The sequence below is a fragment of the Microbacterium sp. GbtcB4 genome (assembly GCF_019091465.1).
In the GTDB taxonomy this organism is placed as follows: domain Bacteria; phylum Actinomycetota; class Actinomycetes; order Actinomycetales; family Microbacteriaceae; genus Microbacterium; species Microbacterium paraoxydans.
The window spans coordinates 1-231 of sequence record NZ_JAGXJJ010000723.1; the positions used below are offsets into that span (position 1 = coordinate 1).

Consider the following 231-nt stretch of genomic DNA (forward strand, 5'->3'; position numbering starts at 1 on the left):
CCAGTGTCGACGACGAGGGCGCTGGAGGGCTCATCGAGCGCGAGCACCCGCTCCGGCATTGCGTCGTGGCGGTACAGCGCCCTGGCCACCGCGACGCGCAGCGCCTGTCCTCCCGACAGCCCTGCGCCCTGCACGCCCAGGACACGGTCGGCCTCGACGCCCTCCGCGCACGCGGCGACGAGGGCCCGGCGCACACGGGCCGGGTCGGGAGACCCACCGGCGAGGGCGACG

General features: G+C 77.1%; 1 protein-coding gene. It reads right to left on the reverse strand.

The features are described from left to right. Nucleotides 1–231 (reverse strand): ATP-binding cassette domain-containing protein (locus KVS71_RS19395; RefSeq protein WP_368874988.1); only part of this gene is annotated, 231 nt, incomplete at both ends.